The organism is Sinomicrobium pectinilyticum (genome assembly GCF_003725735.1).
Classification (GTDB): Bacteria; Bacteroidota; Bacteroidia; order Flavobacteriales; family Flavobacteriaceae; genus Sinomicrobium; species Sinomicrobium pectinilyticum.
Map to the genome: position 1 here is coordinate 1 of NZ_RJTM01000173.1, position 1,171 is coordinate 1,171.

Below are 1,171 nucleotides of genomic sequence, written 5' to 3' on the forward strand. Positions count from 1 at the left end.
CGCAGCAACTACAAGTTCCATCATCCGGAAGGCCTGTATTTTGTAAGTTGTGCCGTAGTGGAGTGGCTGGATGTTTTCTTGGATACCACAGGTAGCGGGGTATACTCCCGGATATTGAACGGAAAGAAACGATCGAAGGTTTAAAAGAAAATAAAGATGAATTGCTGGATTTTGCCATTCAATACCTGGAGTCTATTTAGAGCCTATCCCCCCTACCGCCAGTTTGCAACTGGTGGCGGGCATGAGTACGTAATGCACCTTAGAACAAAAGCTATGCTTTAATAGTATAGTTTTTGTATGTTCAGGACATGAGCGGAAACTACAAATTTTATAATAAGGCCGGTGCCGGTTTTGTGACCGGGCCAACGGAATGGAAATATAGTAGCGCAAGAAATTTTGCCGGGGATCATACCGTTTTGGAAATAGACGACATTGGTTATTTGGGTTAGTTAGTTGTTGGCCACTGTTGTGGCCACCAGTTGCAAACCGGCGGTAGCTACGACATGATACTGCTAAAGCATTGTTATAAATCACCTGAACCTGCGCCAGGCGATTTTTGCTCTTTAAGAAAGTAAACAAAATCTTAGTATTCCGTAAATTAAATGAAATCAATACTACTGCTATACCTCAATTTCTGTTGTGCAACATCAGAATAATGTTAAAATAAAAAAGTCCTTAGGGGTTAATCTTCTGTTTTGTGTCTCTATCGGGTAGATACCTAATTGCGCAAATAGGCTTTTAATCAATGAAACAAATATGGACTATTACCTTACCGAAGATGAGAATTTTAACTATATCCCATTAATTGATTATGAACCGATTAGTATTTATCCCGTTTATAGTACTGCTTCTCTCCTGTTCAAACAGCGATGATGACAACCCTGTCGATCCCGTTGACCCGGTAGAAAACAACACTTTTGTGTATGACAACACTTATGAGATCACGGAAGTGAAACATTTTGTGGGACCAGGGGGCGAAGAAGTTGAAGGAGATGGCACGGCCTTCCTGAAAAAGGAATGGAGCTTTTATAAAGACCCCGGGGTACTGGACATCAACTTTGAGGAAGATTCCATCCAAATCCGTACGGAACCTGCGGTATATATCTATAAATACGAGGTGGAAAAAAATGATGTATTCATATACCAGGGGGACAAGAAAATATTAATAGGA

At 40.7% G+C, this 1,171-nt stretch carries 1 protein-coding gene; it reads left to right on the top strand.

Translation table 11 applies throughout. From position 1 onward, the window contains the following. Positions 1–811 precede the first annotated feature (811 nt). Positions 812–1,171, top strand: a 360-nt coding sequence (locus tag ED312_RS21795; RefSeq protein ID WP_148044349.1) for a hypothetical protein, incomplete at its 3' end; no start/stop codon positions are given.